Annotated in this window: 25 protein-coding genes; 11 read left to right on the forward strand and 14 right to left on the reverse strand. The window is 41.7% G+C overall.

Annotated elements, in window-relative coordinates:
- The first annotated feature begins 97 nt into the window (after nucleotides 1-97).
- Nucleotides 98-1,021: an alpha/beta hydrolase gene (locus AC6JA8_RS14280; RefSeq protein ID WP_497974403.1), complete on the forward strand. Its 924-nt coding sequence runs from the start codon at nucleotides 98-100 to the stop codon at nucleotides 1,019-1,021.
- Here AC6JA8_RS14280 and AC6JA8_RS14285 read toward each other — a convergent pair.
- Entirely contained in the window at nucleotides 1,018-2,022 is a 1,005-nt protein-coding gene (locus tag AC6JA8_RS14285; protein ID WP_497974404.1) for a Ppx/GppA phosphatase family protein, read from the reverse strand. The genes AC6JA8_RS14280 and AC6JA8_RS14285 overlap by 4 nt on opposite strands.
- Nucleotides 2,023-2,154: 132 nt before the next feature.
- Between AC6JA8_RS14285 and AC6JA8_RS14290 the strand changes: the two genes are divergently transcribed.
- Nucleotides 2,155-2,565: a hypothetical protein gene (locus AC6JA8_RS14290; protein WP_497974405.1), complete on the forward strand. Its 411-nt coding sequence runs from the start codon at nucleotides 2,155-2,157 to the stop codon at nucleotides 2,563-2,565.
- Between the two features lie 36 nt (nucleotides 2,566-2,601).
- Here AC6JA8_RS14290 and AC6JA8_RS14295 read toward each other — a convergent pair whose 3' ends face one another.
- Nucleotides 2,602-3,081 carry a helix-turn-helix transcriptional regulator gene (locus AC6JA8_RS14295; protein ID WP_497974406.1) on the reverse strand — a complete coding sequence of 160 codons (480 nt, stop codon included), beginning with the start codon at nucleotides 3,079-3,081 and terminating at the stop codon, nucleotides 2,602-2,604.
- Between the two features lie 170 nt (nucleotides 3,082-3,251).
- On the opposite strand from AC6JA8_RS14295, the gene AC6JA8_RS14300 reads away from it, so the two are divergent.
- Genes AC6JA8_RS14300 through AC6JA8_RS14310 form a run of 3 tightly spaced genes read left to right on the forward strand, consistent with a single transcriptional unit; the run spans nucleotide 3,252 to nucleotide 6,630 of the window.
- Nucleotides 3,252-4,433 (forward strand): NAD(P)/FAD-dependent oxidoreductase, encoded by a 1,182-nt coding sequence (locus AC6JA8_RS14300; protein WP_497974407.1) that lies wholly within the window; start codon nucleotides 3,252-3,254, stop codon nucleotides 4,431-4,433.
- A gap of 12 nt (nucleotides 4,434-4,445) precedes the next feature.
- Complete coding sequence (locus AC6JA8_RS14305; protein WP_102244484.1) at nucleotides 4,446-5,498, forward strand: type III polyketide synthase; 1,053 nt, start codon at nucleotides 4,446-4,448, stop codon at nucleotides 5,496-5,498.
- A gap of 10 nt (nucleotides 5,499-5,508) precedes the next feature.
- Nucleotides 5,509-6,630, forward strand: coding sequence for an isoprenylcysteine carboxylmethyltransferase family protein (locus AC6JA8_RS14310; protein ID WP_497974408.1), 1,122 nt, complete (start codon nucleotides 5,509-5,511; stop codon nucleotides 6,628-6,630).
- On the opposite strand, the gene AC6JA8_RS14315 is transcribed toward AC6JA8_RS14310, so the two are convergent.
- The 3 genes from AC6JA8_RS14315 to AC6JA8_RS14325 all read right to left on the reverse strand — a co-directional run bounded on the left by AC6JA8_RS14315 (nucleotide 6,627) and on the right by AC6JA8_RS14325 (nucleotide 10,596).
- On the reverse strand, nucleotides 6,627-8,549 hold the full coding sequence (locus AC6JA8_RS14315) for an RND transporter family protein (RefSeq protein ID WP_497974409.1): 1,923 nt from the start codon (nucleotides 8,547-8,549) through the stop codon (nucleotides 6,627-6,629). The two genes, AC6JA8_RS14310 and AC6JA8_RS14315, sit on opposite strands and share 4 nt — an antisense overlap.
- A gap of 95 nt (nucleotides 8,550-8,644) precedes the next feature.
- Nucleotides 8,645-9,805 carry a hypothetical protein gene (locus AC6JA8_RS14320; protein ID WP_497974410.1) on the reverse strand — a complete coding sequence of 387 codons (1,161 nt, stop codon included), beginning with the start codon at nucleotides 9,803-9,805 and terminating at the stop codon, nucleotides 8,645-8,647.
- On the reverse strand, nucleotides 9,802-10,596 hold the full coding sequence (locus AC6JA8_RS14325; protein ID WP_497974411.1) for a hypothetical protein: 795 nt from the start codon (nucleotides 10,594-10,596) through the stop codon (nucleotides 9,802-9,804). The genes AC6JA8_RS14320 and AC6JA8_RS14325 overlap by 4 nt, the downstream gene beginning before the upstream one ends.
- Before the next feature lie 175 nt (nucleotides 10,597-10,771).
- Between AC6JA8_RS14325 and AC6JA8_RS14330 the strand changes: the two genes are divergently transcribed.
- Entirely contained in the window at nucleotides 10,772-11,341 is a 570-nt protein-coding gene (locus tag AC6JA8_RS14330) for a hypothetical protein (protein ID WP_497974412.1), read from the forward strand.
- On the opposite strand, the gene AC6JA8_RS14335 is transcribed toward AC6JA8_RS14330, so the two are convergent.
- On the reverse strand, nucleotides 11,328-12,302 hold the full coding sequence (locus AC6JA8_RS14335; RefSeq protein ID WP_497974413.1) for a hypothetical protein: 975 nt from the start codon (nucleotides 12,300-12,302) through the stop codon (nucleotides 11,328-11,330). The two genes, AC6JA8_RS14330 and AC6JA8_RS14335, sit on opposite strands and share 14 nt — an antisense overlap.
- An 8-nt stretch (nucleotides 12,303-12,310) precedes the next feature.
- Nucleotides 12,311-12,703: a ketosteroid isomerase-related protein gene (locus AC6JA8_RS14340; RefSeq protein WP_497974414.1), complete on the reverse strand. Its 393-nt coding sequence runs from the start codon at nucleotides 12,701-12,703 to the stop codon at nucleotides 12,311-12,313.
- A gap of 86 nt (nucleotides 12,704-12,789) precedes the next feature.
- Here AC6JA8_RS14340 and AC6JA8_RS14345 point away from each other — a divergent pair, with 86 nt between their 5' ends.
- Nucleotides 12,790-14,799, forward strand: a complete 2,010-nt coding sequence (locus AC6JA8_RS14345) for an LTA synthase family protein (protein WP_497974415.1) — start codon at nucleotides 12,790-12,792, stop codon at nucleotides 14,797-14,799.
- Between the two features lie 2 nt (nucleotides 14,800-14,801).
- Here AC6JA8_RS14345 and AC6JA8_RS14350 read toward each other — a convergent pair whose 3' ends face one another.
- Both AC6JA8_RS14350 and AC6JA8_RS14355 read right to left on the reverse strand, forming a co-directional pair.
- On the reverse strand, nucleotides 14,802-16,103 hold the full coding sequence (locus AC6JA8_RS14350) for a cytochrome-c peroxidase (protein WP_497974416.1): 1,302 nt from the start codon (nucleotides 16,101-16,103) through the stop codon (nucleotides 14,802-14,804).
- Nucleotides 16,104-16,172: 69 nt separating this feature from the next.
- Nucleotides 16,173-16,886 (reverse strand): SIMPL domain-containing protein, encoded by a 714-nt coding sequence (locus AC6JA8_RS14355; RefSeq protein WP_497974417.1) that lies wholly within the window; start codon nucleotides 16,884-16,886, stop codon nucleotides 16,173-16,175.
- A gap of 71 nt (nucleotides 16,887-16,957) precedes the next feature.
- Between AC6JA8_RS14355 and AC6JA8_RS14360 the strand changes: the two genes are divergently transcribed.
- A complete protein-coding gene (locus AC6JA8_RS14360; RefSeq protein ID WP_497974418.1) occupies nucleotides 16,958-18,091 on the forward strand; it encodes an agmatinase family protein in 1,134 nt (377 codons plus the stop codon).
- Between the two features lie 210 nt (nucleotides 18,092-18,301).
- Here AC6JA8_RS14360 and AC6JA8_RS14365 read toward each other — a convergent pair whose 3' ends face one another.
- Nucleotides 18,302-18,550, reverse strand: coding sequence for a hypothetical protein (locus tag AC6JA8_RS14365; RefSeq protein WP_497974419.1), 249 nt, complete (start codon nucleotides 18,548-18,550; stop codon nucleotides 18,302-18,304).
- Nucleotides 18,551-18,776: 226 nt separating this feature from the next.
- Between AC6JA8_RS14365 and AC6JA8_RS14370 the strand changes: the two genes are divergently transcribed.
- Both AC6JA8_RS14370 and AC6JA8_RS14375 read left to right on the forward strand, forming a co-directional pair.
- Nucleotides 18,777-19,694 carry a hypothetical protein gene (locus AC6JA8_RS14370; protein ID WP_497974420.1) on the forward strand — a complete coding sequence of 306 codons (918 nt, stop codon included), beginning with the start codon at nucleotides 18,777-18,779 and terminating at the stop codon, nucleotides 19,692-19,694.
- Nucleotides 19,695-19,749: 55 nt separating this feature from the next.
- The gene (locus AC6JA8_RS14375) at nucleotides 19,750-20,202 is read left to right on the forward strand and encodes a DUF3465 domain-containing protein (RefSeq protein WP_497974421.1); all 453 of its coding nucleotides are present in this window, start codon (nucleotides 19,750-19,752) and stop codon (nucleotides 20,200-20,202) included.
- 29 nt (nucleotides 20,203-20,231) lie between these two features.
- Here AC6JA8_RS14375 and AC6JA8_RS14380 read toward each other — a convergent pair whose 3' ends face one another.
- Nucleotides 20,232-21,959 (reverse strand): mechanosensitive ion channel family protein, encoded by a 1,728-nt coding sequence (locus tag AC6JA8_RS14380; RefSeq protein ID WP_497974422.1) that lies wholly within the window; start codon nucleotides 21,957-21,959, stop codon nucleotides 20,232-20,234.
- A 185-nt stretch (nucleotides 21,960-22,144) separates the two neighbouring features.
- Between AC6JA8_RS14380 and AC6JA8_RS14385 the strand changes: the two genes are divergently transcribed.
- Nucleotides 22,145-23,239 (forward strand): M14 family zinc carboxypeptidase, encoded by a 1,095-nt coding sequence (locus AC6JA8_RS14385; protein WP_497974423.1) that lies wholly within the window; start codon nucleotides 22,145-22,147, stop codon nucleotides 23,237-23,239.
- On the opposite strand, the gene AC6JA8_RS14390 is transcribed toward AC6JA8_RS14385, so the two are convergent.
- From AC6JA8_RS14390 to AC6JA8_RS14400, 3 genes are all read right to left on the reverse strand, one after another.
- Nucleotides 23,236-23,916 (reverse strand): transporter substrate-binding domain-containing protein, encoded by a 681-nt coding sequence (locus tag AC6JA8_RS14390; protein ID WP_497974424.1) that lies wholly within the window; start codon nucleotides 23,914-23,916, stop codon nucleotides 23,236-23,238. The two genes, AC6JA8_RS14385 and AC6JA8_RS14390, sit on opposite strands and share 4 nt — an antisense overlap.
- A 131-nt stretch (nucleotides 23,917-24,047) precedes the next feature.
- Nucleotides 24,048-24,551, reverse strand: coding sequence for a YkgJ family cysteine cluster protein (locus AC6JA8_RS14395; protein ID WP_497974425.1), 504 nt, complete (start codon nucleotides 24,549-24,551; stop codon nucleotides 24,048-24,050).
- A complete protein-coding gene (locus AC6JA8_RS14400; RefSeq protein WP_497974426.1) occupies nucleotides 24,548-25,783 on the reverse strand; it encodes a TolC family protein in 1,236 nt (411 codons plus the stop codon). The genes AC6JA8_RS14395 and AC6JA8_RS14400 overlap by 4 nt, the downstream gene beginning before the upstream one ends.
- Between the last annotated feature and the right edge of the window lie 22 nt (nucleotides 25,784-25,805).

Here is a 25,805-nt window from a genome sequence, read left to right on the forward strand (position 1 = left end):
GCACTTAAAAAACGATACAATTGCCATAACAGTTCGTCATATTAAAACATGGTTAAAATTCTTTCATTTCCTCTTAATCTCTGTATATACTGATTCCATGAAAACACTCATCCTAAGCACCCTTGTGGCCCTGACATTTTCCTTTAACGCTTTTTCAAGTTGCGAGCAAACCAATCGCGAAAAATTCCTGGCGATGAATGAATCCCTTTATCAGGAATACAGCAAGATTGATCCTAATCAGAGTGTAACAGCTGAAAAACGCGCCCTATGGTTAGAAGGTGATCCCAAAGCCAACAAGGCCATTTTCTTGGCCCATGGCTATATGGGAAGCCCAGGAGAAATGATGTTTTTAGCGAAACCTTTTATCCAAAAAGGATACTCGGTAATCGGATTTTTAATTCCGGGACATGGCTCGACTTATAAAGTGGCCAATGAATATAAAAATACGCGCTGGATTAAGGATATTAAAGAACAGCTGAATCTTGTTTTTGAATGCTTCTCTGAGGTGCGCGTGGTTGGTTTCTCTACTGGTGGACTTCTGCTTCACCACTATCTTTTAACAGAGCCGACTCCGGCCAATTTAAAAAGTGTCCACCTCGTCTCTCCTTATTTCATTCAGCGCTTCGGTGGATTTTTCGACCGCATCCTGGGATTTTTCGTCAATGGGATTTCTGTTGATACTGCTTACTTCGTCACGCGCTTTAGAGACTTAAAACCGATGACGATTGATCGCCAGTACTACCACCAGAATCTTCCGGTCGACTCTGCTCTGCAGGTTAAAGACCTGGGCCTAAAAGTGTATGAGATGAGAGGAAACTCTCAAATTAAAGTTCCGGTGCAGTTATTCTTATCTGAGGGTGATTGGACTGTTGATACGGATGCAACAAAAGAAGTGGTTAACCGCGAGTATGAAAAAGTTCAGCTTGTTTGGTACAAAGGTGAAGAACCTCACCACTTAATGGTCCCTTCAGTAAGTAAAGTGGCCAGTGAGGTTCAGCACCTGATTTTTTCTGCTAACTAATTTTTAAGAACAACACCTTGAAGAAGAGTCGCATTGACGACTTTGACTTCCTTGATACCTAGGGCTTCCATAAAGCCCTGAACAAGAAGCAGGTTGGTGACGTCTGTTGAACGGTAGTCACCCGTTAATTCAGCATCGCTTTTTTTTGCTTGAAGCTTACTTGTCTTATCCAGTTCTTCTAACGTGTACTTCATTTCTTTTGTGCCAATTTGCCCTCTGATGGAATGTGAGTGCACTCCACCCACTCCCACAACTGTGCGTTCGTGAATATCGGCCTTCAAATCAGCAGGAACGTGAATGCGGGCATAAGATCTCGCCAGAGCAAGAGCTTGGTCGCGTTTATCTCCAATTGGGTTTGGCGATGATGTCGTCTCAAGACTTTTCCCTTCTAAAACTTCAATCACCATATTCTTAAAAGTTACCGAAGCTAAATCACCAAGGTACTTCTGGGCCTTCTTGCCTTCATCCTGGCTGAACATCTGCATTGAACCTCCACCGATATCCCACACCACCATGTTTTTTGGCCCGAGAGTTTTTTCATCCATCAAAGACATCACTGATAAATACCCTAGAGTCGCTTCTTCTTCCTGGTCGATGACTTCCAGGCGGATTTTTAATTTCTTCGCGAAACCTTTGATGACGTCTTTTCCATTTTTTGATTTTCTAAAAACAGAAGTCGCTACACCATAAGACTTTTTTGGTTTGAATGTTTTGGCCTTCGCCTGCATTTCAGTCAAGGCCGCTAGGCCTTTTTCAATGATCGCAGGGCTTAAGTTTCCATCCGTGCTTTTTTCCAGGTCTTCGTTATAAGAAATCGGCTTACTTTCATTGAGTAAAACCTCTAAAACTTTTTTGTGACAATAATCCACCTTGGCCACCATCATCTTGGTAGAGCCTGAGCCAATATCAAATCCTAGACGAACTTCCTGACAGTTTTTTGCAAAGGAAGGGGTCGAAATTGTAAAAGTAAACGCAAGAATTAAGTACAAGTAATGTTTCAAAAGACACTCCGGGATAGTTAGATAGTCAAAGCAGTATTTTAACGGCAAAGCTGAAAAAAATACACTTCTTTCAGTACTAGTCTTTTTTTCTGGTATGGTTTGCCCACAACACACTTTATTTGGAGGATTTGTATGAAATCTGTATTAATGACGGCCCTTCTTCTTTCTCTTTCTGCAGGTGCACAAGCGAGATCAATTCTTGTTTTTAAAACTGTAACAAAATGTGAAACGGCACAGAAGGTTGAAGGAAGTGAACTTAAAGTTGACGTTCAGGAAGCTCAGGACGGTCAGGCACAATTAGTGATCAATCTTTCTGGTGACGATGAAGCGATTAAAGTACAAGCTAAAAAAATTCTTCCTCCACCAATGTCTGCAGGTACTCCACTTAAGTATGTTGGAAACGATCCAAAAACTCACGCTCAAGTGACTCTGGCCATCGGGACACGTCCAATTAAAGTTGGCAAAGTGACAGGAAGAACGTCTTCAATTACTGTTGAAAAACTCTTCAGCAATCTTCCAATGGTTTGTTCAAGCGTAAAATAAAATGCAAAAAAAAAGGCCGGTTAATCCGGCCTTTTTTTATTCTGGTAATTTTGAAAGCGCCAGAAGATCATCAAGAAAAAAAGCACTCAATTCCATTCTTCCACTTAAAGAGCTTTTTTTATAAATCTGGCTGGCCTGCTGTCTTACTGTATTTTCGTTTGATCCCCTTATATCGGCAATTTCTTTCATTGAAAGTCCCTTGATCAATAGTAAAGCGATTTCCTTTTCTCCACGACTGAAGGTCCATTTATTAAATTGCTCATCTATATGATTTAAAAATTCGTTGGAAAGATGAGAGATTTTTTTCTCAAAATTTTCCTGTTCTTTTTTTAAGTCGGCATTGAGTTGATCCAGGTCATGGATTCTTTTTTGGTAGCCGCGCATTTCATGATTTTGCCACTTAATGATTCTAAACTGATAGAAGGCCCCTACCATCGAAAACAACCACAGAGCGGCTTCGTGAACTAAGTGGGTGAAAGGTACACCCTCCTTTAAGTCTAATACGATGTCAGCCAAAGCAAAAAGGCTGGTTCCAAGGAGTATTATAAAGGTGATAATTTTGATTCTATTTTCTTGAACACTTGTCATAGTAATTCGCTTAAGTCCTTAATTCTTTTTGAAGTCTAACGTTAGTTCGATCGACTTTTTTGCAGGTTGTGAGAACATTATCTCCAAGAGGAGACTTCATGTCAGTTGAGAATTTAAAAAATAATCCATTAAATATTGTCATCGTAGGCGCAGGCCCAGCTGGAAGCTTAGCAGCTTACCTGCTTGCTCTAAGAGGCCATAAAGTCCAGGTTTTAGAGCGTAAAAAGAGTATTGAGCGCAAGGTATGCGGAGAATACTTATGCCCAAAAGGGGTCGATCTTTTGGAAGAGCTTAACCTTCTGAATCATTTAGGAGCGGGATTTTCACCTCTGCACGGCATGGTTCTGGTATCCCCTGAAAATGAGGTTATCCCTAGCTATTTCCCACATGTTCATAAAAAAGAAAAAGGACTCTCACTTAATAGAGAAATTTTTGACCAAAGATTAGTCGACCTCGCCATAATGAAAGGGGCCGATATTCTTTTTGAAAGAATCGTTACCTCTGTTGTTTTTGACCAGGAAAAAAGGCAGTGGGCCGTCCATACAGATAAAGAGTCTTTTGAATGTGACTTGTTAATTGCTGCTGACGGCAGACAATCAAAAATTGGCCACCTTTTAAAACATTCCCGCGAGGCCATCACCGATAGAGTGGCCCTTCACTGCTACCTTCCAAGAAAAACTCACCACGGCCTGCGCCTGGGGGAAATGCACATTCTTGAAAATGGCAGTTACTGTGGACTTGATCCTATTGATGATGACCACGTGAATTTTTCTATCGTTTGTAATGCCTCACTCTTAAAAAACAATCGCCCGGAAGAAATTATCAATCAAACGATTGCTGGTTCAAAACGCCTGCAGGAAATGTTTGACCTCGTTACCAGAAAAACCGAGATCCGCATTGTGAGCAGTTTAAAAAACAGCAACTCATTTATTGCCGGAGACCACCTCGCCTATCTGGGTGATGCTGCTGGTTTTATAGACCCGCTTACAGGCGAAGGCATTTACAATGCTCTTTTGTCAGCAAGTCTGTTGGTTCAATCAATAGAGAAAAATCGTGGATTGGATTTGGCGCTAGCTGAGTACAAAAGAAAAAAGAAAATTTTAAGCTTACAAAAAAATATACTTAACCACTTTTTCCAATTCCTGATCAGACGACCATTATTAGTTGGTCTGGTCGTTAAATTTTTAAACAAGTCACCAGAGAGGGCCAATCATTTTATTGGCATTATCGGAAATATCCACACACCCATTCAAGGCATCATTAAAATGCTAAGAGCATAAGAGAGGAAACCTATGAGCGCTATTTATTCTGTTGCTACCAATTTTCCGGATATCTATGTCAGCCAGGAAGAAATCATGAAAGAGATTGCTTCACTTTGGCCTGATAAAAAATCTTATGTTGAGCAGTTTCACAATGCTTCACAAGTAAACGGAAGGCACCTCTCTATTCCGCTTGAAAAATATAAAAGTCTGGGTGATGTCGGTGAGCGCTCAAAGCGCTGGCTGGAAGTGGCCCTTGCTCTCCAAACAATCAATGTGCAAAATCTCTTAAATCAAGCTGGCCTTAAGCCTTCTGACATCTCCCTTATTGCGACGACAACAGTAACCGGACTAGCTATCCCAACTCTTGAAGCTCGCCTGATGAATAAACTTCCTTTTAAAGAGAATACAAAAAGACTTCCTATCTTTGGTCTGGGTTGTTTAGGTGGAGTTGCCGGAATCAACCGCGTAAATGACTACTTAAAAGGCCACCCAAAAGAAGCGGCCTTGCTCCTTGCCAGCGAACTCTGTACCCTGACTTTTCAATTTCAGGACAAGAGTGTGGCCAACCTGGTTGGAACCAGCCTATTTGCCGATGGAACGGCCGCTGTTTTAATGGTCGGTGAAGAGCACCCTCTTTATAAAGACTCCCAGTTTCAAATCCTCGCTGGAGAAAGTTACTTTTATCCAAACACTGAACGCATCATGGGCTGGGATCTGGTCTCGAGTGGTTTTCAGATCGTCTTAAGCGGTGATGTGCCAAAAATCGTCGAAGAAAAGGTAAAACCCAATCTCGAAGACTTTTTATCAGGAAAAAAACTTACTGGAAGCGATATCAACTTTATGGTCTCACACCCAGGTGGACCAAAAGTGTTAGATAAGTTAAGTGAGATTTCTGGCAAGGCCCCTGAAGAATTCAAGCACAGCTGGACGAGCTTGAGAGAAAAAGGAAATATGTCTTCAGTCTCAGTCCTACACGTTCTGGAAAAAACGATTGCAGACAAAAAGGCCCGCAATGAAATTGGCCTTATGCTGGCCATGGGTCCTGCTTTTTGCTCAGAAATGGCATTGATAAAAAAACTATAGGATGATGTTTATGACAAAACCAATACTCATCATGAATGGCATTATCCTCTTTTATCTGATTCAAAGATTAAGTGAAGTCTTTATCAGTAAGACCAATGAAAAATGGCTTTACCTGCATCACCATGCTTTAGAAGTCGACAAAAAAGAAAGTGCGCAAATGAGAGTTTTCCACTCACTATGGTTCGTCTCTCTCATTCTAGAGGCCAACTTAAAACAAGAACTACAGCAACCTTTGTACGCTTTGATCATTTACAGTATTCTTGGCATTTGCCTGATTATCAGATTGCACTCTATGGAAAAATTAAAGGCCTTTTGGACGATTAAAGTTCTTTCGCTGGAAAATCCAAAGATCTCAACCAGTGGCCTTTATCAATACGTGCGCCATCCTAATTATTTTATCGTCATGATCGAACTGCTCTGCATTCCTCTACTCTTTAAGGCCTATTGGACCATGGGGATTTTTTCTTTCATTAATTTTTTTATTCTGGCCAGAAGAATCAAGGCCGAGGAGAGCTCTCTTATGAAGCATTCTGCTTATCGCATTCACTTTGAAGAAAAAAAGCGCTTTATCCCTTTCATCTTTATGCTGTGCCTGAGCGTTTTGCCTCTTCATGCTAAAGAGAAAGTCTTTCAAACACCTAACTATAACGAAGCTAAAAAGAATGAATCTTTTCTTAAATTTCAAAGCACCAGCACCAAGCTGGGTTTGATTAGTACAAACTTTGATGGTTACGCTAAAGATTTTAAAATTAATTATCAACTTGAACAAGATCATCTTAAAGATCTCGAAGTCAGTGTTGCAGTCAAATCCCTTGATACTGACGTTGGCTCAAGAGATGATAAAATGCATAACCAAATCATGGATGCTGAAAAATACCCCGAGCTAAAAGCTTCTTACACTGGCCCGGTTGCACTCACAGAAGGCACTCAGACGATCAACATGATTTTTACGATTAAAGATAAAAAAGTATCCCGCCCGGTGACTTTTACCGTGAGTAAAAAAGATTCAAAAATACTGGTTAACGGCAGCGCAAAACTAGGGCTTCAGGAAATGGGGCTTCCCGACCCAAGCATTATGATTGCTAAGGTCAGGGATCTTTTTGATATCGAGTTTAATGTGGTCTTGGATTAAACTTCTTCGTAGGCCTTTTTGTGATCGCTCGTCCCGTATAATAAAGTGGGAAGGACATATAAATCGGCCAGCGTTCCCAAAAGCATGATAATGGCGAGAATACCGCCAAACTCTCTAATCGGCATAAAACTATTAAAAGCGAACATCCCAAAACATGTGCATAAGAGAAGTCCTGAGCCAACCACTGGTGAAAGGACTCCTCGGCCGTACTCATCAAAATCCTTAAAGCGCACTTTCTTGGCATAAATAATATGAAAGCTTGAATCCCCTACCAATCCCAATGAAATAGAAAAAGTCATAACAGTCGCAATATTGATTGAAAAACCTAACAGGTACATCAAACCAAAAGTGAGGGCCACAGGAAGAAGACTTACAGTGATAAACACCAGGTTAAATCTTAATGACTTCAAGAAAAGGGCAGAAAAAATAAAAATGACGATAGCGCTGGAAAGAAAACTTTTTGCCAGAACATCAATCATCGCCCCTTGTGAAACCATCAAATTGTGGTGAATCCCATTAATAAGATAGCTGGCCTTTTGATCTTTTAAGTAGTCTTCCACTTTTTTTAAATCTTGCATGTAATCTGTGACATTGAGTGGGGTTCCTAAAAGAGTCAGACGATAAGTCCCTTCGACCGGATAACTTTCTTGAAGTGATGGTGGCAATTGCCCTCGCAAGAGAAGGTAGCTGTCAATGCTCTCTGGCAATTGCTCATTGCCTGAGTATTCATGATTGACTTTCGTCACGAGTGTGTTGTTGGAGATGATCGTGTAATTTTGCGAAAGCTTTAAGGCCCCAATTCCCTCTTCCCATATTTTGATTTTTTGGGCAAAGGCCAGGTCAAAGTCGTGGCCTAAACTTAGGGCGATTTCCATAATGGGCATCCCCGAGACCGTTTCTGTGACTGATAAAATGCGCTCTCTTATTTTCTTATCTTTGGGAAAGTAAAGAGTGGCATCAGTGATGACGTTGAGCCTCTTTGGAACCATGACCACACTGGCAATCCCTAGGACACTAAAGACTATAATCATCCATGCAGGTAGCGTTCTGGCAAAAATCTTTGATGAAAAAAATGTTATTTTTCTCTCAACAGGTGCGGCGAGGTGTTCTTCCCATAAGAAGTACCAAAGAAAAGCAAACAACGTGGCAAACAACACCAGCTGAGAAGAGACAAAACCGAATTGGCGGATGACATAAATCTCGGCCCAGCCCAGACTTAAAAATCCGATATAAGTCGTAAACATCATTAAAAAAATCGGAACCCATTTAACTTTAAAAACATTCTTTAAGTTTTTGAGCTCCATCAATGAAAAATAAAGATGAAATGACAGAGAAAGTGTCACAGTAAAGACGACTAAAGGAATGATCGACGTCACCATGTTCATTTGCCCATAGAGAAGCTTGAGCGTCGTCAGCGAAAAACCGGCCGCAAATAAACATGGCAAGTAAACAACTACAGCATTTTTCACTCTTCCGATGAAAATAACCGAGATCACCAGCCCCATGATAAACATGGCCGGGAAAAGTTTTTCCTGAATGACCAGTGAGTATTTATCCAGTAAAAAATTGGTGTAAGGAATCCCCGCAAATGAAGTCTGGGCATCACTCCAATAAGGAGTAGATTCGGCATAGGTCAGGATTTTTTTATGGATTTCATCATTGTTGTCCTGAACGATAACCGCGATATAATCCGCGGACTCCAGGTGCATAAGCTCATTTTTGGACTCTTTACCGTCCTGATTTTTTTTGAGCTTGCGAGGAGTGATCATTTCACAATCATCCACGCAAAGCTCTTCTATTTTTTTCAGGTTTTCATAAAAGCCATTTTTATCCTTCGTTTCTTTCTTGATAACCAGAGCATGCTTTTCAACAACTTCTTTTTTAAATAAGTCGTATTGCTCCAGACTCTTTTCTGTCAAGAAAATGGTCTCTGGATTTCGCTGAGAAAGGTCATGAGAAAACCAGAGGCTAAAAACTCCGACGACAGATAAGAGAATTATCAAAATTTTTTTCTTCAAAGTGTATAACTCCAGATTTTAGCCTGCTCTTCAGAATTCGCTTTCACGTCTTCATCAGTGATGCATTCTTTGAACTTCTTTCCGGCCTCAGGGTTTTGTGCACGGAAGTCTTTGATGTCGGATGACTGGTATGGGTCAGAAATAACATAACCTGCCTTATCCACACATCCCTTCTCTCCACATTCTTCCCAATAGGCCCCATAGACAATACGCCCATCGTTAGTGAATCCAGGATAGCTATCAGCACGCACCTTTCTCTCCGGGTCATCCAAAGTAAAACTCTTTCTTACGTCGCGGTCAAAAAAATAAATCCCATTACCTTTTGATCCCATTGAACCGCTAGCATAAAAAAGAACTGAGTTTAATTCAGGACGAGAGAAAATGACTTTTGCTGCCATTACTTTTAAGTCATCGCGCTTTTCACAAGACTTATTGTCAGCACCGAATTTATAAATTCTCATCGAAGGGTCTGACCCACGAGGATTTTGTGGCATGGAAGCAAACTCACTTCCATCCATTGAAATCATCGGAAGACTCATGATTTGCCCATCTGTTGAACTTAGGTTTTTGCACATGTAGTTCGTTGAACCACTGTCGATTTTTTCTGCGATTCCATCTTGATCAAAGCTTGCCGTGATCACGCGGTTAGAAAGAACCCCCACGCCCTGATTGTCGCTGTTGTCTGTTGGCCATGAAAGAGACCTGATCTTGTGATTTTTTGGTGTCCCCCCAGCAAGCTCTGCGGCCACAGTATAAAAACCACTGATACCGCCTTTGAATTGCTTCTTGGCATCCTTTTGTCTTTTTAGAATGTCTGTGATTTTGTAGTGATCACCATTGACGTCAACTAAATACCTCCACGTCCCCTGAACCGGAAAGGCTTCATTTTTTAATGGCGTTTCATAAGGCTTAACTGAATTGGTTTCCCCTTTAACTAATTCCATTAATGTCACCTGACTTAATCCTTTACCGGAATAAGATCTTAAAACATATTTTCCATCCGGGCTTACGCGAGAGTACATTCCCAGGACGATATCACCGTTATCATTTTTAGAAACCCATTTCCCTTCAAAGGGATAATACTCATGGGGAGGCACACATGTAGCGGCCGAGAGTACTTGAGAAGTAAAAAAGCTTAAGAGCAAAACTTTTTTCATTTCAATTCTCCTGCCATTTCATTGGCCATTGTGCGAAGACCATTGTCTTTCATTACACCTGTGATCCAACGAGGATGAATCATCTTGTTGTTATACACATACACTACCGGGAAATGATTAAATCCTCCTCGCATATGAATGTCCATCGCCAGGTTACGGTTAAAAGGTTTGTTACTTGCCACTCCTCTTACTTTAGAGCGGTTGTGTTTTTTCATGACTTCCAAAGCGCCTTCCACTTCTTCTTTGCTAGCGCGAGGATCGACAACAGAAGTGAATTCATAACCAAATTTTTTCGCCAGTTTTTCAACTCTTGGCAGATCATAGACAGAATAAGTGAATTTTGGAGACCAGTAATAGATCATCCCTCTTTTTCCAGAGCTCACTACATTTCTTAAATCATCATTAGTCCAATCTTCGGCCGTTTTTTTATTAAAAATTTTATCCAGGTCCCAAGGAAGGTTTTCATTTTTTGTCTGCAAATCGCAATCGTTGTTGAAAGTCATGCGAGTCAGAGTTGTGTCTTTAATGAGCATAACTTCAGGAGAGGCCTTCGGTTTAACATGAACTTCCACCCACTCTCCAATAGTGTGGGAAAGGTTGCGGTAAACAGTTTCGCTGTATGAGCTCACCTGTTCTCTAAACATTTCTTTGTCCCACAGCTTTTCAGCGGCCAGCTGCTGGAACTCTTTTTGGCATTTCATGTCGGTAAACGCTCTCCATGGCATACTTTCACTGGCACTCACTGTGCTCGTGGCGCTCGAGAGGAGAAGAATCAGAGATTGAATAAACATAGATTGATCCTCAGGGTTAGGGGGACGATAAAATATTCTTTATTTTCGCAGAGAGAACTCCCCCCTTCAATCCCTCAAAGTATGCCTACTTAGATGTCCGACTAAAAAGCTCTGCAAACCAAATGGTATCTTTTTCTCCAGAGAAACTAAGCCTAATATGCTTTATACTCAACTTATGAAAAAACTCCACGCCGCAACCTTTTTCTTTCTTTTCGTTCTGGCACTGATGATCAGTGGACTGGTTCAGGCCAGGTCTGGTTATGAAATGTGCGGGGCTAAACCTGGACTTCTTGATCGTCTCTTGACTGATGCTGAGAAGATCAGAATTAAATGTATTGAAGACGTTTACGCCGCCAATCAGGAAGCTATTAGAAAAGAAGTGGCGGAACTTCAAGCGACAAGTGAGAAGATCGGCCTTGAATTAAAAAAAGTCGCCATTAAAGTTGAGTACAATATGGTTCATTGCTCTCCTCGTTCTGGAGAAAGCCGCGATCCTAAATTAGTAGCAAAATGCCAGGAGCTTGTGAGAGCACAAAATGGAGTGATCTCGCGCATTGATGAACTGATGGGGTGGAATGAAAGACCGAAACCAAAACCAACAGACACAACGGCCGCAATAACTGCAACTCCTCCATGCCCTTCAAAACAAAAACTTGAAGAGATGAAAGTGGCGCGCATGTTTAATCGCAAACTTTTTGAAACCTATGAAAGATGTGTAACCTTGGGAACTGCTATGTATGAGTAACGAAAGCGTGAAAACGTTCGTTTCCTCTCTTCCAGATAATGGCATCATAGATAAAATGTGAAATAAGCGGCGTGGTTAAAAGCGCCCATGCCAGAGAATCAAAAGGCTCCATTAAATCCACAATGTCTGTCTGATAATAATCAATCACACCACCTACCGCAAAAATGGCCAACAGAAACAACCAGGCGTATCGCTGCATGAAATTGAGTTTATGAGTCACCCCTAGCCTCTTTTCCATCAGGAAGTAATACGGGATAGCGTGAGAAAAAATAAGAAGCGCATAGCTTTTCATTTCATTAGTTGAAATTAAAAAAGCATAAGCGTAGACCGCCATAAAAAAGAGCATCGATAAAAAGCCTCTGGCATTCTTTTTATAAATTAAATAAGCACCAATAAACACGGCCCCTGCGATGTAAAGGATCACGCCTGCTTTAAAAGCACTCTCTAGTGATTGCGCTGAAAAGACTTGATAGAGATCGATTGGCTTGATGATGGCCTCCCCCAGCTTCCCTTCGGTCATCTGAGGTTTCATATGAAAAAGAATAAAAGGCAGCATCGTCAGAAAATAATAGCCCCACTTCACCACCTGTACCGCACGCTTTTCACCAATGCGGTAAAGGAACGTCACACCCAGGCCCTGTCTCATATTGTGATAAATAGTGAAATAGAAAATGTAGTAAAAAAAATAATCAGTAAAAATAAAATGAACTAAAAAGTTAAGAAAAAAAGACCCCAAGAGGACAATCCAGACATACTTCTTTCTCACTTCCTCCGGGTCACCCAAAACTTCCAGCAGTGTTGAGTAGACGTGCCCCCCATCCAGAAAATAAATCGTCACCAGAAGGAAGGCCGTCGAAGTCATGACATCTGTCATCATCATGAAAAAGAAAACTAAAAACGTCGCCAGGAAAATCTTGGCGAAGTCTTCTAGCCTGCTTGAAAAAATCAAGTTCTTTTCCATAAGTTTTTTTATTTAACCAGTTCAATCCAAAGTGGAAGGTTGTAGTAAGTTGTCACGCGAGTGATCTTATTGTTTTTAACTTCAAAGAAGCTTCCAGCACGAATAACGTACTTTTGGTTTCTCGCCTCTGGAAGAGAGCCGTCAGTTTTTAAATAAGTTCCATGGACCATAAACTCCGCAGAAGCATTTTTCCCATTTTCTGAAACCATGATTGTCAGGTCTTTAAGGTCTTCTTTATAACATTCATTCATATGATGAAGAAATGCCTCAAATTTCGCTTTCCCAACCTGAGTTTTGCCTTGGTTGATATCGTGTTCAATATTATCGTCCACCAGGGCCAGCATCGCTGCTGCGTCGCCTTTGTTGAAAACTTCAAAATAACGTGTGATTAAATCTTTCATAAAGCTCCTTGGGCACAGTCAAAAATAGTCCTTTAACTCTATCTTTATTGTTTTATTTTTCCAAGCCTAAGCGTATAAATAGGGATATGAAAAATAAATATTTTGGCACACCGAAACTGAAGTTTCTTTACTCGTTATTACTCTTTCAAGTCGTTCTCTATACGCTTTTTAGAATAGGGTTCCTGATTTACTTCAAAGACAACATCACGCCTGGCACTACTCACTTGGTGCTTCAAAACTTATGGCTTGGGTTCCGCTTTGACGTTCGTCTGGCCATGGCGCTCCTTCTGCCGGCCATGATTTTGATCAATCTTCCACTCAACCCGGCCTTTAAAGTTCGTTTGATGAATATCCTCTACACGATTTTCTTCGGGCTTATTAGTTTCCTTTATGTCACTGACATTGGTTACTTTGCTTACCTGAAGTCACGTTTGAATGCGACTGTGATTCAATTCTTAAAAAATCCGATCATCTCATTTGAAATGGTCCGAGAGTCTTACCCATGGCCGGCACTTCTGGCGTTGATTGTGGTAATGACAGTGGTATTGAGTTTTATTGTGGTGAAATTCATCACTCCTAAGCTGATGGGCTCTCCTCTTAATAACAACAATAAGACACGTTTTTTAGGCGGCTTCATTTTCCTGGTACTTTTCGGATGGGGTCTTTACGGCAGCATTCAAATGTATCCACTGAGATGGTCAGAGGCTTTTTCAACTCCTGATGCATTCACTTCTAACCTTTCTCTTAACCCAATTCTTTATGTGGCCGACACCTACACATTTAGAAATGCAGAGTATGAAAAAGACAAAGCACTTGCTTCATACGATGTCGTGGCAAAATTTTTAGGTGTAGATCAACCAGACAGTAAAAACCTGAATTTTGTCCGCTCTTTTCCGGGCGACACAACAAAGAGCTCACAACAGCCAAACATTGTTGTGATCGTTATGGAGTCAATGGCCTGGTATAAAACAGGTGTCGGCGGATCGGAAGTTAACCCAACTCCCTACCTGGACCAACTGGCAAATGAGTCGATCCTCTTTTCTAATTTCTATACACCTACTGTCGCAACGGCTCGTTCAATCTTTGCCGCAGTGACAAGTCTTCCAGATACATCAAGAGTCAAAACCGGATCGAGAAACCCTTTTATCGTTAACCAGCACGCCATCATGGGTGAGTTCAAAGGTTACGAAAAATACTACTTCCTTGGTGGAAGTGCGAACTGGGGAAATATCCGCGGAGTGTTCAGCTACAACATTCCTGACCTCCATATCTTCGAAGAGGGTTCATACAAAGCTCCTCGCGTAGATGTTTGGGGGATTTCAGATCTTAACCTGTTTAAAGAATCAGCTGCGACACTTAACAATGAGTATACTGAAAAGAAAAAGCCATTCTTTGCTTTCATTCAATCAGCAGGTTTCCACCGCCCTTACACTATCCCTGAAGACAGCGATGGGTTTGTGATTAAAACACCAAAAGATATTTCTGAAGCTCAGATTAAAGAATACGGTTTCGAGTCTTTTGAAGAATACAATGCCATGAGACTTCAGGATTTCTCACTTGGAAAATTCTTTGAAATGGCCAAAAAAGAAGACTGGTACGACAACACAATCTTCATTGTTTTCGGTGACCACGGTCTTCCACACAATAATGCGAAGAACGTTCCAGACTGGCAAAAAAGTTTAGCTAATGGATTCCACGTTCCCATGATTATCCACTCACCAAAGCGTTTTGCTCCAGCTGTGGAAACAAAAATTGCTTCTGAAATGGATGTCATGCCAACGGTAGCAGGTCTTGCAGGAATACCATACAAGACAAGAGGCTTAGGACGCGATTTATTCAATCCTCGTTTTGATGAATACCGTGCCGCTTTCTCATACAACTGGTACGCACCTTTTAACATCAGTTTAGTAGACAAAGATTTTTACTTTGAATACATCCCTTCAAGAGAAACTGGGAAACTGGTTAAATGGAGTGAAAATCCTTCTGATGAGAACGTAAAAGACAAATACCCGGAGAAGTACAAAGAAATGGAAACTCTGACAAAAGGGCTGTACGAATCGGCAAGATACCTGCTTCACCACAACCCTAGAATGTAATTTTATTTTTTAGACTTTGGCCCTCGCGGATCCCACTTAGGATCTGTCAGGGCCCCGGTTAAAAAGGCCTCCAGATCATCCAGTTCCGCATTTGATAATCCCAGACCATTTCTCAAGAATCCCGCCTCAATTGAAGCAAATAATTCACTCAGGTCTCTCTGTGAGTTTCTCACTTCGACTTCTACTGGAAAGAGTTTTCTTCTTTCATCGGTGATAGTGTAAGTGTTGAGAGACTTTTCAATATTGTTGTAGTGATTGAGCACTTCTCTAATCGTGCCAAAAGCTCCGTTATGAAAATAAGGTGCAGTCAAGGCCACATTAATTAGGCTTGGTGTTTTAAAGAAAAAGGCCCTGAATCTTTCATTGTTGATTTCACCTCTTCCAATATCCATTTCAAACGGCTTGGCCCCGTAACTTGGAACTCCGACTGAGGCAAAAAAAGTATTGAGCCCCAGAAGATTTCCCTGGTGACAGGCAATACATCTTCCTCGGTCCATGAACACCACAAGCCCTCTTTTTTCCTGCTCCGTCATGGCCGAGTTATCTCCAGCAACGTAGCGGTGAAAGCCAGAAGTGTTTGATTGAAACTGGTAGCGCTCAAATGTTGCAATCGCCTCACCCACGTGACCGATGTTCATTTTAAGCTGGCCAGGAAAAGCGCGGTTAAAGAGATTGATATATCCGGCAGAGTTTGTTTCTGTCGTGATTCTTTTAATGATTAAATCCCACGCTTCAAGGTTTGTTTTAGCGTCGGCAATTTCGTTCTCACCTTTTTTTCCACTCATCTCTTCATGAGAAACCAGTGGGAAGATGGCCTGAGCAGCAAGCGCGCTTGTCATCGCTTTAGTAATCTCTGCTGCCTGTGGTGTGGGCCCGTTAAGCGCAGGCTCAGGAGTTGTAAAAACTTTTTTCGTTGGATGAAAGTGCACTCTTCCATCCCAAAACATAAATGTGCTGAATTTATCGCCGACGTTATAGAGCCCTGGTGAATTTCTTTTTAAAACACCTTTGCCATCAAGCGTCTGAGACAATGGAAGTCCATCACTCGTCCCTTTCATCGGGTGGTGACAAACCATACAGCTAATATTTCTATTTCCAGAAAGATTAGTGTCCATAAAAAGCATGCGCCCAAGTCTCATTTTGGATTGAAACTCATCTGTTTGCTCTAAGGATTGTGTTTGATAGGGAGTGATATCAAAAAGCTCCATACGGTTGCGGATAAAATTGTCTAAACTGCTTGCATGCACAGATGTGCACAAGAGGCCTAGGGCCAGGCTAAAAAAAGTAGGGTGTGTGAATTTCATGGGCAGATGGTATTGAAAGTCAGAAAGTTTGACCACTCAAACTTTCTGACAATTGACTTAAAAAACTTACTACTCGATTAAGTAATCGACTGACACAATGCCCTCAATCTTCACTTCACCACTCATAAACTGAGTTGGAGCAGACATGCGCTTTGCAGAAACCATTTCCATGGCCGCACCACCATCCATCATAGGAATAGGGCGATTCCCAGATTGGGGACTCAGGCGATAAACACCTTTTAGTTTTACCTTTGCTGCTTTTGCCAGGTTTTCAGCTTGGGTCTCTGCCGCTCTTACAGCATCTCCCAAGAGAGCTCTCTCCTCTTCTGCACGCTTATCAATATCAAAGCCCAGCGACACGACATTCACTCCACCATTGTTGCTTTTAGAAGCTGCATTGAGAGAATCAACAAAGGCCCCTGCTTCATCAACTTTTCTTAAAGTGATTGAAAGTCCCTGGTTCGCTGTATAACCAACGATATTGTTCTTATTTGTTTTTGGATCGTAAACATATTCCGGATTAAGTTCATAAGTCGTCGTACGAACATCTTCTTTTTTCACTTTGTAGGTCTCAATGCTCTTTTTAAAAACATCAAAGGATTTTTGGTTATTCTCCTGAGCGTTTTTTGCTGACGCTCCCTTGCCCCACACCGTGATATTTAAACGGACGATATCCGGTTGAAATGACTTTTCCACCTGGCCGCTTACCGAGATTAATCTGACGTTATCTGCCAGAAGTGTACTTGAATAAATAAAGGCCAAAAAAAGAAAAACATTTCGCATAAAATTCTCCCTGTGATAGTCTACGCCTGAAAAATTCTCACCTAAAAAACCTTAAATTGGAAGCGATTCTTATGACGAAAAAAGTAACTGCAAAAAAGAAGGCCACACCTAAAGCTAAAACAAAAATGAAAGCTGCACCTGTGACAGAAGAAAGAACTGTGATTGACCCAAATGCTAAAGCCTCAAGCAAAGACGGCATCTACGGTCTTCCCTTTAAAGAGCACGAAGCAAAAGTCGTCTACCTTCCAATTCCTTGGGATGTGACAACGTCATACCAAGCAGGAACATCAAAAGGTCCTGAAGCGATTTTAATGGCGAGTGAGCAAATCGATTTCTTCGACCTCGACTACATCGATGCTTACCAAGCTGGTCTTTTCATGAAAAAAGAAAGTGCAAAAATTAAAAAGCTAAACCGCGAAGGACGTGCTCTGGCAAAAAAAATCATCGACGCTGACGATGCAGCGATGGCAAAAAACAAAACACTTCAAGCCGCCCTTAAAAAAGTAAACTCACTTTGTAACGATCTTAACAATGAAGTTTACAAAGAAACAAAAGCGCTTTTAGACAACAACCAAATTTCAGTTGTTGTTGGCGGGGATCACGCCACTCCGTTTGGAGCGATCAAAGCTTACGCTGAAAAATACGAAGGCCTGGGAGTTCTTCACTTCGACGCCCACTCAGACACTCGCGACGCTTACATGGGATTTGAAAACTCTCACGCATCAATCATGCACAACGTGATGGAAAAAATCCCTCAAGTTGGAAAATTAGTTCAAGTTGGTATCCGCGATTTCTGCCAACAAGAATACGAATACACACAAGCAAACCCAAAAGTTGAAGTCTACTTCGACCAAAACCTAACAAGAAGAAAACTAGCTGGTGAATCTTTCGAAAAGATCGCCCGCGAGATCGTCTCTCACTTACCAAAAAACGTTTATATCTCTTTTGATATCGACGGACTCGACCCTAGGTACTGCCCACACACAGGAACCCCAGTTCCCGGCGGCCTTGACTACTCAGAGGTCGTCTTCATCATCAATGAACTCATCAGATCTAAGCGCACTCTCGTTGGATTTGACCTGGTTGAAGTGGCCCCATCACCAAAAGACAAGGCCGACGAATGGGACGCAAACGTAGGCATGAGACTACTTTATAAAATGACTTCGGCTGCCCTTGCGAGCCAAGGCCTAATTCAAAAAAGATAATCCAAAATAATCCGCAAAATGGTTTATGGATGTCAGATACTAGGCGCCCGAGGAGCAAGGGAGGAGACGTACGTCAGGACAATGCACGACCGAGTGACGAAAGCAACGACGTAGATGGCATTCAGAAACCATTTTCACTCAATACAAAAAAAAAAAGGGCTGTCCTTTAACCAGCCCTTTTTTCAAACGTCCTTTTTAATCATGCAGTCGTCATAATTTGTGGCGTGAGCACGCGCGAACGAACTTCAGCCCAGGCGGAGACTCTTTGGCAAAAACTCCAAGAGTGGCAATCACAAAGGCAAACGTCACTGCATATTCTGCCTGATTCCTCACGACAGACTCTCTCACTAGACCTCCAGTCAACACATCCGCAATCGCAAAGAATGTCACCATTGCGATACAGGCACTCCAGAATGAGTAGCCGTTTGGTGTCTCACTGTTTTCATTTGTCATATGCATAGACTTAACTCCTATCGCTGACCTGCCTGATGGTTTGGGTGGCAGATGCGATGTGGTCATTATAGGAGCCATTGGGGAAATTCTAAAATTTTATTGGGGCTGCCTCAGAAATCGCTAAGTTAATGAAAAATAGTACGAACTTTTTATCACTTAAAATGCCCATTTTTTGAGGTTTTTTCGCCACCCAAATGATAAGGTTACACAAAACTTTACGAGGCCCAATAACATGAAAAAAACTCTTCTTCTTATTGCCGTTCTTTTAATCACTCTGTCTTGTTCTCACTCTCCTTCTCAACCTAAAAGCACTAGAAACATCTCGGCCCACACGCCGGGCGAAGACCAATTCTGGAATGAACTCTCTATGGAAGCGATTGAAGAAAAAGAATCATTCTTTGATGTCCTTGAAGAAAACCACCCTGCTCTCTACAACCAAATTATCACTGATGCCAAAGACCCATACCTTCCAATGTTTTGGGGTCAAAGTTATAACTTCGATTCAGGAGCTAAGAAAATCATCGTCGATCCAAAAATCATCGGTGAGCTTCAGGGCCGCTTTAATATTAAAAACGACAACAACATCGTTCACGCGGGGATCATCCACACTTACGGGTATCTCTTTAGCGTGATCAACACTCCCTATGGGTACAAAAGAAAAAGATGGATTGCTCCTACTTTAAATTTTGCTTTTAATATGGAGGCCAACAGTCTTTCACCTGAAGCGATTGAAGGGGGAATGTTTTCCAATATCACTTTTTTTGCCGGCTCACTGGCCTTCAAAGATAAGACTCAACTGAGCCTGTTAAAAAATGTGGCCAACGAAGTCTTCACTTTTGATTACTCAAAACTAGATGTCACTCGCGTAGAAGAAATCCTGCCGGAATACACTCTGGTCACAACGCTGGTGAAGCTTCCAAGAAAGAAAGCGGGTGAAGAAAACGACTACCTTCTCATCTATTCAACCATCAGCAAAAAGCTAAATAAAGAACTCTTAGTGACGGCCTTCCCTGTAAATCAGGAGAGCTATAATAAGATTGTGGCAAGTGAAACCCTGGGTCCTGACCAAAAAATAACCTTGAGATACAACGCTTATTTACAGGGCCTGGGAAAAGATTTAAAAGGTATTAGAAAACTGATAAAGAACTAGACGCCCTGATCATGGTTCACGTATTTTAATGGCAACTTTTTTATAATGAGGTTTCATGAAAGCATTTCTAGTGGGCTTGACTCTAGTTCTCTCAATCGGTGCATCTGCATCTGAATTTCTTCCTGACTGTAGAAACAGAAACGGAGAGATCCTAAAAACTGACGTAAGCCAGTTAAGATCAATTATGGGCAACCGCCGCGCTAATAAGCCTCAGGTTTATGTAGCAGGTATCATCAGCGAAATTAAAAGCGAAGACCACTCAGGACTTCCACACCAAAAATTCTTTATCAAAGTTGATAAAGACATCGAACTTCAAATCGTAAGCAACCTGGACTTCGGAAGAATTCCTCTAGTGGTTGGTAAAAAGATTTCTGTTTGTGGTGAATTCTTAAGAGTTGGTGACGGAATGGTTCACTGGACTCACTTCGATCCACACGGAAGCCACCCAGATGGATTCTCAATCATCGATGGCCAACTTTACGGCGAACACGAAGTACCAGTTAAGTAATTATTAAACGCCAGGCCCGGCAAACTTCCTTATAGAAGACTGTCGGGCTTAGCTGCTTCGACCTTTGGTAATCCTGCATTCTGATGCATCATCAGAGTCGTGCTTGAAGAAACAAACTTCACGTCCATTTCTTTGGCAATCTTTAGAACTTCCACAATAAACTTATGTCTCTCATCAAGCTCAACACTTCCTTCTCTCGTTTTAAAGAAAACGTTAACCAGAATGTTTACTGATTTATCAGTGATGTCGTTGATGTAAATTTGAGCATTAGATGTCTCAATCAATTGGTGAATCTGACAGATATATCTTAAGCGCTCACAGTACTCTTCCAACTTCTCCATCGGGTTAGATAAATCCATCACCAAAAAAGTCCTGTAACGTCTCATCCCTCTCATGCCGTAGTTATCAATCGCCATGTTTGCTAGAACGTTATTGGGAAGACTCACAAGGGACTGCAGTGGAGTTCTGATGCGCGTACTTCTAAAACCAACTTCTTCGACTGTCCCTTCAAGACCTTTATCCAGGATGACATAGTCCCCAATTAAAAATGGTCTATCCATAATAACTGTTACCGATCCAAAGAGATTTGAAATCGTGTCTTTAGCAGCAAGGGCAACGGCCACCCCCCCGATCCCAAGCCCGGCAAGGATGCTGCCGATATCGAAGGTTAAACTGTGGGCCACGAGAATAGTCCCGAAGGCCACAACTAAAACCTTGGCGGTTTTAGAGAGCATTGGCACCAGAACATCATCAAACTTATTAGCAGTGTCTTTAGCAATTTTTGCAAAGTGCATGCTGATAATGTCGACAATCTTTACCGAAGACCAGACAGAAGAGAGCGCAATCAGGATATAAAAAGCGCGCACTAAAATATCGTAAGTTTCAATGTCGAGCTCCATCGTCTTCACGCCGGCCATACACACGAGTGAGAAGGCCAGGAGTCCAAATGAAAGAGTCGATTTGTATTGGTCTTTTTCCTTAAAATCCAGCGATTCCTTTTTCACCAGGTCGCGGATATAAAGAGTTGTCAAAAAACGAATCAGGCTAAGAGCAAGAATCGCCACCACAAAAATGGCCAGGAAACCAAGCCATTGTCCTTTAGTGAACATGAGAAGCTCTTCACTCGTCCATGCCGGCATATGATCTTTAAGCCTCGTCTTCCAGTTTTTGTATTCCACTACTCCGGCCACAACCGGTAAGTGAGAAACTGAATTATACAGGTCTCCAATAGTGTTTACCGTCTCAGGTGTGAATCTCCATGCTCCATCAATATTTTTTTCAATCGCAATCTCTGCTTCAATCACCTGGTTGCCTTCAGTGATTGATTGTTTCCTGAAGTACCATTTCGTTCCGTTGGGATCGACAGGAATGTGTGTGAAATCTACTTTCGTAATGCGATCGAGAGTGTTGATGAGCTTTTCAGCGGCCTTTCTTCCCGTCTTCTCTCTTAAGTTTTCATCTACCTTTGAAAGGTTAAATGTTCGTACCGCTTGATCAAAATAAGCGCGGGACTGGCCATTGCCTTTTTTAACTTCATCCATGGCCTCAACAAAAGTGCGCATGGTTTCTTGAGGGTTTTTAAGTTTCTCCAGCTCTTCATATTTTAAGTAGGCCTGCGAATTTTCTTCAGGGGCCGCTTCTTTCTTAGCTGGTTTGGTTTTTTCAATGGCGTCTCTCACTACTGATGTCGGTATTTGTGCCTGGGCGCTAACCGCCAAAAGTGAGAGTAAAAGAATAGATAAGTAACGCGTTAACATAGCAAGTTCCTTCGAGTTTTAAGCCTTAAAAATTTACCTTGAAGGGTCATTATGGTCAAGGAACTATGCCTGATCTTTTAAGTCATATAATCTTAATAAATCCAACACTTCATTCTTTCGTTGGGAAAGTCATATCCGGAGGAGTAAGCTTTCTTTCAATACATAATTTCTCAAGGATGAGATGAATGAAAAAAACGCTTACTGCTCTTACAGTTTCTTTTGTGGCCTTCCTGTGCCTTTCAACATCACAGGCGAAAATTGTCGAAGAATCTTTTTACATCCAAAGCTCTGACCAGCACATTTTTGAACTTTTAAAATCAAGGCCAGAGTTAACCATCGATCACATTGAAAAAGGTGGATTTGAACTTTACGGGCCAAAGGGATTAAAACAATTCCTGGTTACCAACAACATCCCCCACTTCTCGATGAAAATCGCAGCTGGTGCACAGAAGGCTAAGGGCCAATACCCGACTCCGGAAGAAATCGAAAAAGAACTCAAAGGTGTCGTTTCAAAGTATCCTGAAATTGCCCGCATGTTCTCAATCGGAAAAAGCATCAAGAACCGCGACCTATGGGTGATTAAACTCTCAAGCAACGTAAATGTTAATGATGAGCGCCCGGAGTTTAAATACATCGCGAACATGCACGGAGATGAAATCGTCGGACGTGAAATGATGGTAAGACTCGTAAAAGACCTGGCCATGAATTACGGAAAAGACCCGCAAATCACCAACCTCCTTGACCGCGTTCAAATCTACATCATGCCTTCAATGAACCCGGACGGAGCTGCGGCCAGCACTCGTGGTAATGCAAAATATGTCGATCTTAACCGCGACTTCCCGGATTTCTCAACAACAGACAACAAAGACACGACAGAAGGAAGACAACCGGAAACAAAAGCTGTGATGGACTGGCAAAAGACAAGAAACTTTGTTCTTTCTGCTAACTTCCACGGTGGGGCCGAAGTCGTAAACTATCCTTGGGATACAAAAGCAGACAAATTCCCGCAAGAAGCTTTCATTAAAGAACTATGTCTTGAATACGCAGGTCTTACTCCATACATCAGTACATCGACGGCTTTCCAAAACGGTATCACTAACGGCTATGCATGGTATGAAGTGAATGGTGGGATGCAAGACTGGAGTATTTACTACAGAAAAGATATGCAAATCACGATTGAAGTTTCCAACAATAAATGGCCGGAATACTCTCGAGTTGATTACTACTATCAACAAAACAAAGCTGCTCTTCTAAGATTTATCGAAAGAGCTATTCCTTAATCTTCAACCATCTTATTTAATCCCAGTTTTTCCAATTCACTGACCGTGATTGGAGAGCTGGGATGAATAAGCCCTCTTAGAACAAAAGAATGATCCGGTTTTTGTGCCACCAAAATCTTTTCCTTTAATTCCTTATCAAGCTCAAACATGCGTTTTAAATAAAGTGAATTCACATAAGTGACATCGATTTTTTTATCCAGAAGATCCATCACATTTTCGTGATAGCTTCTTCCCTGTTCAAGACCTTTTTTAAGGATGCGCTCCTGATCGGTCTTCATGTCAGTGATCTGATAATGAAAGCCCAGAATAATCCTGACTTTCTTTTTATCCAGGCTATCAAAATAGGATTGGTCGCGATCGTACTTAAGAGCAATCGCCATTTCTTCCCCCTCAGCGAGGATGCCTGTACGTGCGTAATTGATTCCCCTTTCTTTCCATCCCCATGCTTCATCTTCAAAGAAAATCATATCGAATTTTCTAAGTTTAAAATCTTTGTATCTTCTATTGGGGCTCGTGTAGACAAATTCAAAATGGTATTTTTTCTGACTGTTGTTGAGCTTGGCAAGCAATTCGCGCACCACTCCTTCACTCCCTTCTTTTTCTACAAAAGGAGCAAAGTCATAACCACCCACGCGGACTACGATGCTTTTGTCAGTCGCTTTGGCCTGTGCGTTCAACGACAGGATAATAAGCAAACTGTAAAAAATATTTTTTATTATTCCTAAAGGCATCGGACGATTATGTAAAAAATTTTTTGCTTATACAATAATGAATTTTTCAGGAATTGATTAAGATTCGCGGGATCTAATCATTTTGTAGCACTTAAAAGTTTAGTCTTAAGTTTTTTGAGCCTGATACGCTGGTCTTTTTTCGTTGTCGTTGCAGCAAATGACAAGAGTGTGTTCATGCGCTCTAAGTTAAGCCAATCCTCTTTCGGCGGGTCACCGTCTTTAAAATTAAGCGGGCAGTAATCGAGGACATTTTCAGTGGCCACATAAAGAGGAAGCCCTTGTGTGCGGCATATAAGCGGACGCCCTTCATACACAGTGCACTGGTCGTTGTATAAAAATGTACAATAACTCTCCTGATGAGGCGTCTTCCAAAGCTCCAGAAGCCTTGCTTGCTCCTCTGGTGATTGAGAAGCAAACCAATCGCTGATTCGGTCAGCTTCAATTTCAAAAACGCTTATGTCGGTCTGACAACATTTAGAGCAGCCCTTCTTGCACTCCATTTGAGTAGAGTGCTTGGCGTGGATTTTATCAAAAAATCCTGAGGCGTTTTCCTGTAATGTAATGACCGGGTTTGAACTCATGCTTCTGGAATAATCCCTGCAGTTGCTTCCAGTAGTTTTTGATTCATGACAGACTGGATTTTTGTTTTTTCTGCGTCTCTTTTGCTGCTCAGGTATAAGTTAAGAGATGACAACACGTCAAGGTTTGTCACTAGTCCTAAACGATAATCTCTTACCGTTTCTTCATAACTTCTCTTTGCTTTATCCAGGGCCACTTCAAATTTTTTGATCTGGTCGTGGTAGCGGCGGAACATTTCATATCTTGTCGTCACGGCGATTTTAACGCTTTTTTGGTAGTCGGTTAACTGGTACTCGGCCGTCTTTTTTCTCTCTAAATCTTCTCTTACAAGGGCCTGAGAAACTCCCCCTTCATAAAGTGGGATTGATAGATTTAGACCAACATCCCAGTCAGAATTTCTTGAAGCGCTCGAGCCACCTTCTTTAAGCGCATAGTAGTTCGATAATAAATCAAGCTTTGGCATATAGTGAGCTTTTGAAATATTCAGTTGTCCGTTTAAGCGGTCAATTTCTAATTGTTTGTTTTTTACATCTTCACGTTTAAGAGCAAGACTTAGGTACTCATCCAGAGTTTTTTCCTCTTTCACTTCGTCGAAGGCCAGGTCTACTTTTTCGTTTTTTGCCATCCCCGTAAGAATGTAAAATTTCGCTTCGTTTTGTTGTAGAAGCCCTTGCCCGTCTGAGGTCTGGGCATCAACTGAAGCGAGTTGAGCTTCGGCCTGAAGAAGCTCTCCTCTTCTTGATCTTCCGATTTGCACGCGCTTTTTAATTTCATCCGCGCGCTCCTGACTTTGTTTTTTCAGAAGGTCCAGGTTCTTTAAATCGTTCCAGCTCAAAACGTAGTTGTAGTAAGCCTCAACCACTTCCATATACAAGTTCACGCGGTCGATTTGTCTCTGGTTTTTAGCAATCTGAACATTCGTCTCTGAGTTCTCAATCAACTGCTTATCGCGACCGCCATTATAAAGACTCGTCGTCAGGTTTAATCCCAATGTCTTTTGGTCATCGTAATTTTCCTGCTTTAAGTAGGTTCCTCTGATTGATAAAGTTGGAAGGTATGTCCCCTGTCCTTGTCTTTTTTCTTCAAAACTTTGGCGAAGACGAGACTCGTTGATGTTGTCGGCCTGGTTATTTAAAAGAGCGCTATTAAAACTCTCTCCAAGTGTGATGGCCTGGGCATTTGAAAGTGTCATAAATGTCAGGAATGAAGCTAAAATCATTGGTCTATTAGGCATGGGTCCTCTCGGGGGTGTAAAT

The organism is Bacteriovorax sp. HI3, assembly GCF_059738875.1.

Coding starts and splice junctions, on each gene's coding strand:
- AC6JA8_RS14340 (WP_497974414.1), bottom strand. CDS start 12,703: ATGAAAGATTTAATCACACGTTATTTTGAAGTTTTCAACAAAGGCGAC.
- AC6JA8_RS14350 (WP_497974416.1), bottom strand. CDS start 16,103: ATGAAATTCACACACCCTACTTTTTTTAGCCTGGCCCTAGGCCTCTTG.
- AC6JA8_RS14400 (WP_497974426.1), bottom strand. CDS start 25,783: ATGCCTAATAGACCAATGATTTTAGCTTCATTCCTGACATTTATGACA.
- AC6JA8_RS14380 (WP_497974422.1), bottom strand. CDS start 21,959: ATGTTAACGCGTTACTTATCTATTCTTTTACTCTCACTTTTGGCGGTT.
- AC6JA8_RS14300 (WP_497974407.1), top strand. CDS start 3,252: ATGTCAGTTGAGAATTTAAAAAATAATCCATTAAATATTGTCATCGTA.
- AC6JA8_RS14395 (WP_497974425.1), bottom strand. CDS start 24,551: ATGAGTTCAAACCCGGTCATTACATTACAGGAAAACGCCTCAGGATTT.
- AC6JA8_RS14345 (WP_497974415.1), top strand. CDS start 12,790: ATGAAAAATAAATATTTTGGCACACCGAAACTGAAGTTTCTTTACTCG.
- AC6JA8_RS14305 (WP_102244484.1), top strand. CDS start 4,446: ATGAGCGCTATTTATTCTGTTGCTACCAATTTTCCGGATATCTATGTC.
- AC6JA8_RS14365 (WP_497974419.1), bottom strand. CDS start 18,550: ATGCATATGACAAATGAAAACAGTGAGACACCAAACGGCTACTCATTC.
- AC6JA8_RS14280 (WP_497974403.1), top strand. CDS start 98: ATGAAAACACTCATCCTAAGCACCCTTGTGGCCCTGACATTTTCCTTT.
- AC6JA8_RS14335 (WP_497974413.1), bottom strand. CDS start 12,302: ATGGAAAAGAACTTGATTTTTTCAAGCAGGCTAGAAGACTTCGCCAAG.
- AC6JA8_RS14310 (WP_497974408.1), top strand. CDS start 5,509: ATGACAAAACCAATACTCATCATGAATGGCATTATCCTCTTTTATCTG.
- AC6JA8_RS14360 (WP_497974418.1), top strand. CDS start 16,958: ATGACGAAAAAAGTAACTGCAAAAAAGAAGGCCACACCTAAAGCTAAA.
- AC6JA8_RS14385 (WP_497974423.1), top strand. CDS start 22,145: ATGAAAAAAACGCTTACTGCTCTTACAGTTTCTTTTGTGGCCTTCCTG.
- AC6JA8_RS14320 (WP_497974410.1), bottom strand. CDS start 9,805: ATGAAAAAAGTTTTGCTCTTAAGCTTTTTTACTTCTCAAGTACTCTCG.
- AC6JA8_RS14290 (WP_497974405.1), top strand. CDS start 2,155: ATGAAATCTGTATTAATGACGGCCCTTCTTCTTTCTCTTTCTGCAGGT.
- AC6JA8_RS14330 (WP_497974412.1), top strand. CDS start 10,772: ATGAAAAAACTCCACGCCGCAACCTTTTTCTTTCTTTTCGTTCTGGCA.
- AC6JA8_RS14325 (WP_497974411.1), bottom strand. CDS start 10,596: ATGTTTATTCAATCTCTGATTCTTCTCCTCTCGAGCGCCACGAGCACA.
- AC6JA8_RS14375 (WP_497974421.1), top strand. CDS start 19,750: ATGAAAGCATTTCTAGTGGGCTTGACTCTAGTTCTCTCAATCGGTGCA.
- AC6JA8_RS14355 (WP_497974417.1), bottom strand. CDS start 16,886: ATGCGAAATGTTTTTCTTTTTTTGGCCTTTATTTATTCAAGTACACTT.
- AC6JA8_RS14370 (WP_497974420.1), top strand. CDS start 18,777: ATGAAAAAAACTCTTCTTCTTATTGCCGTTCTTTTAATCACTCTGTCT.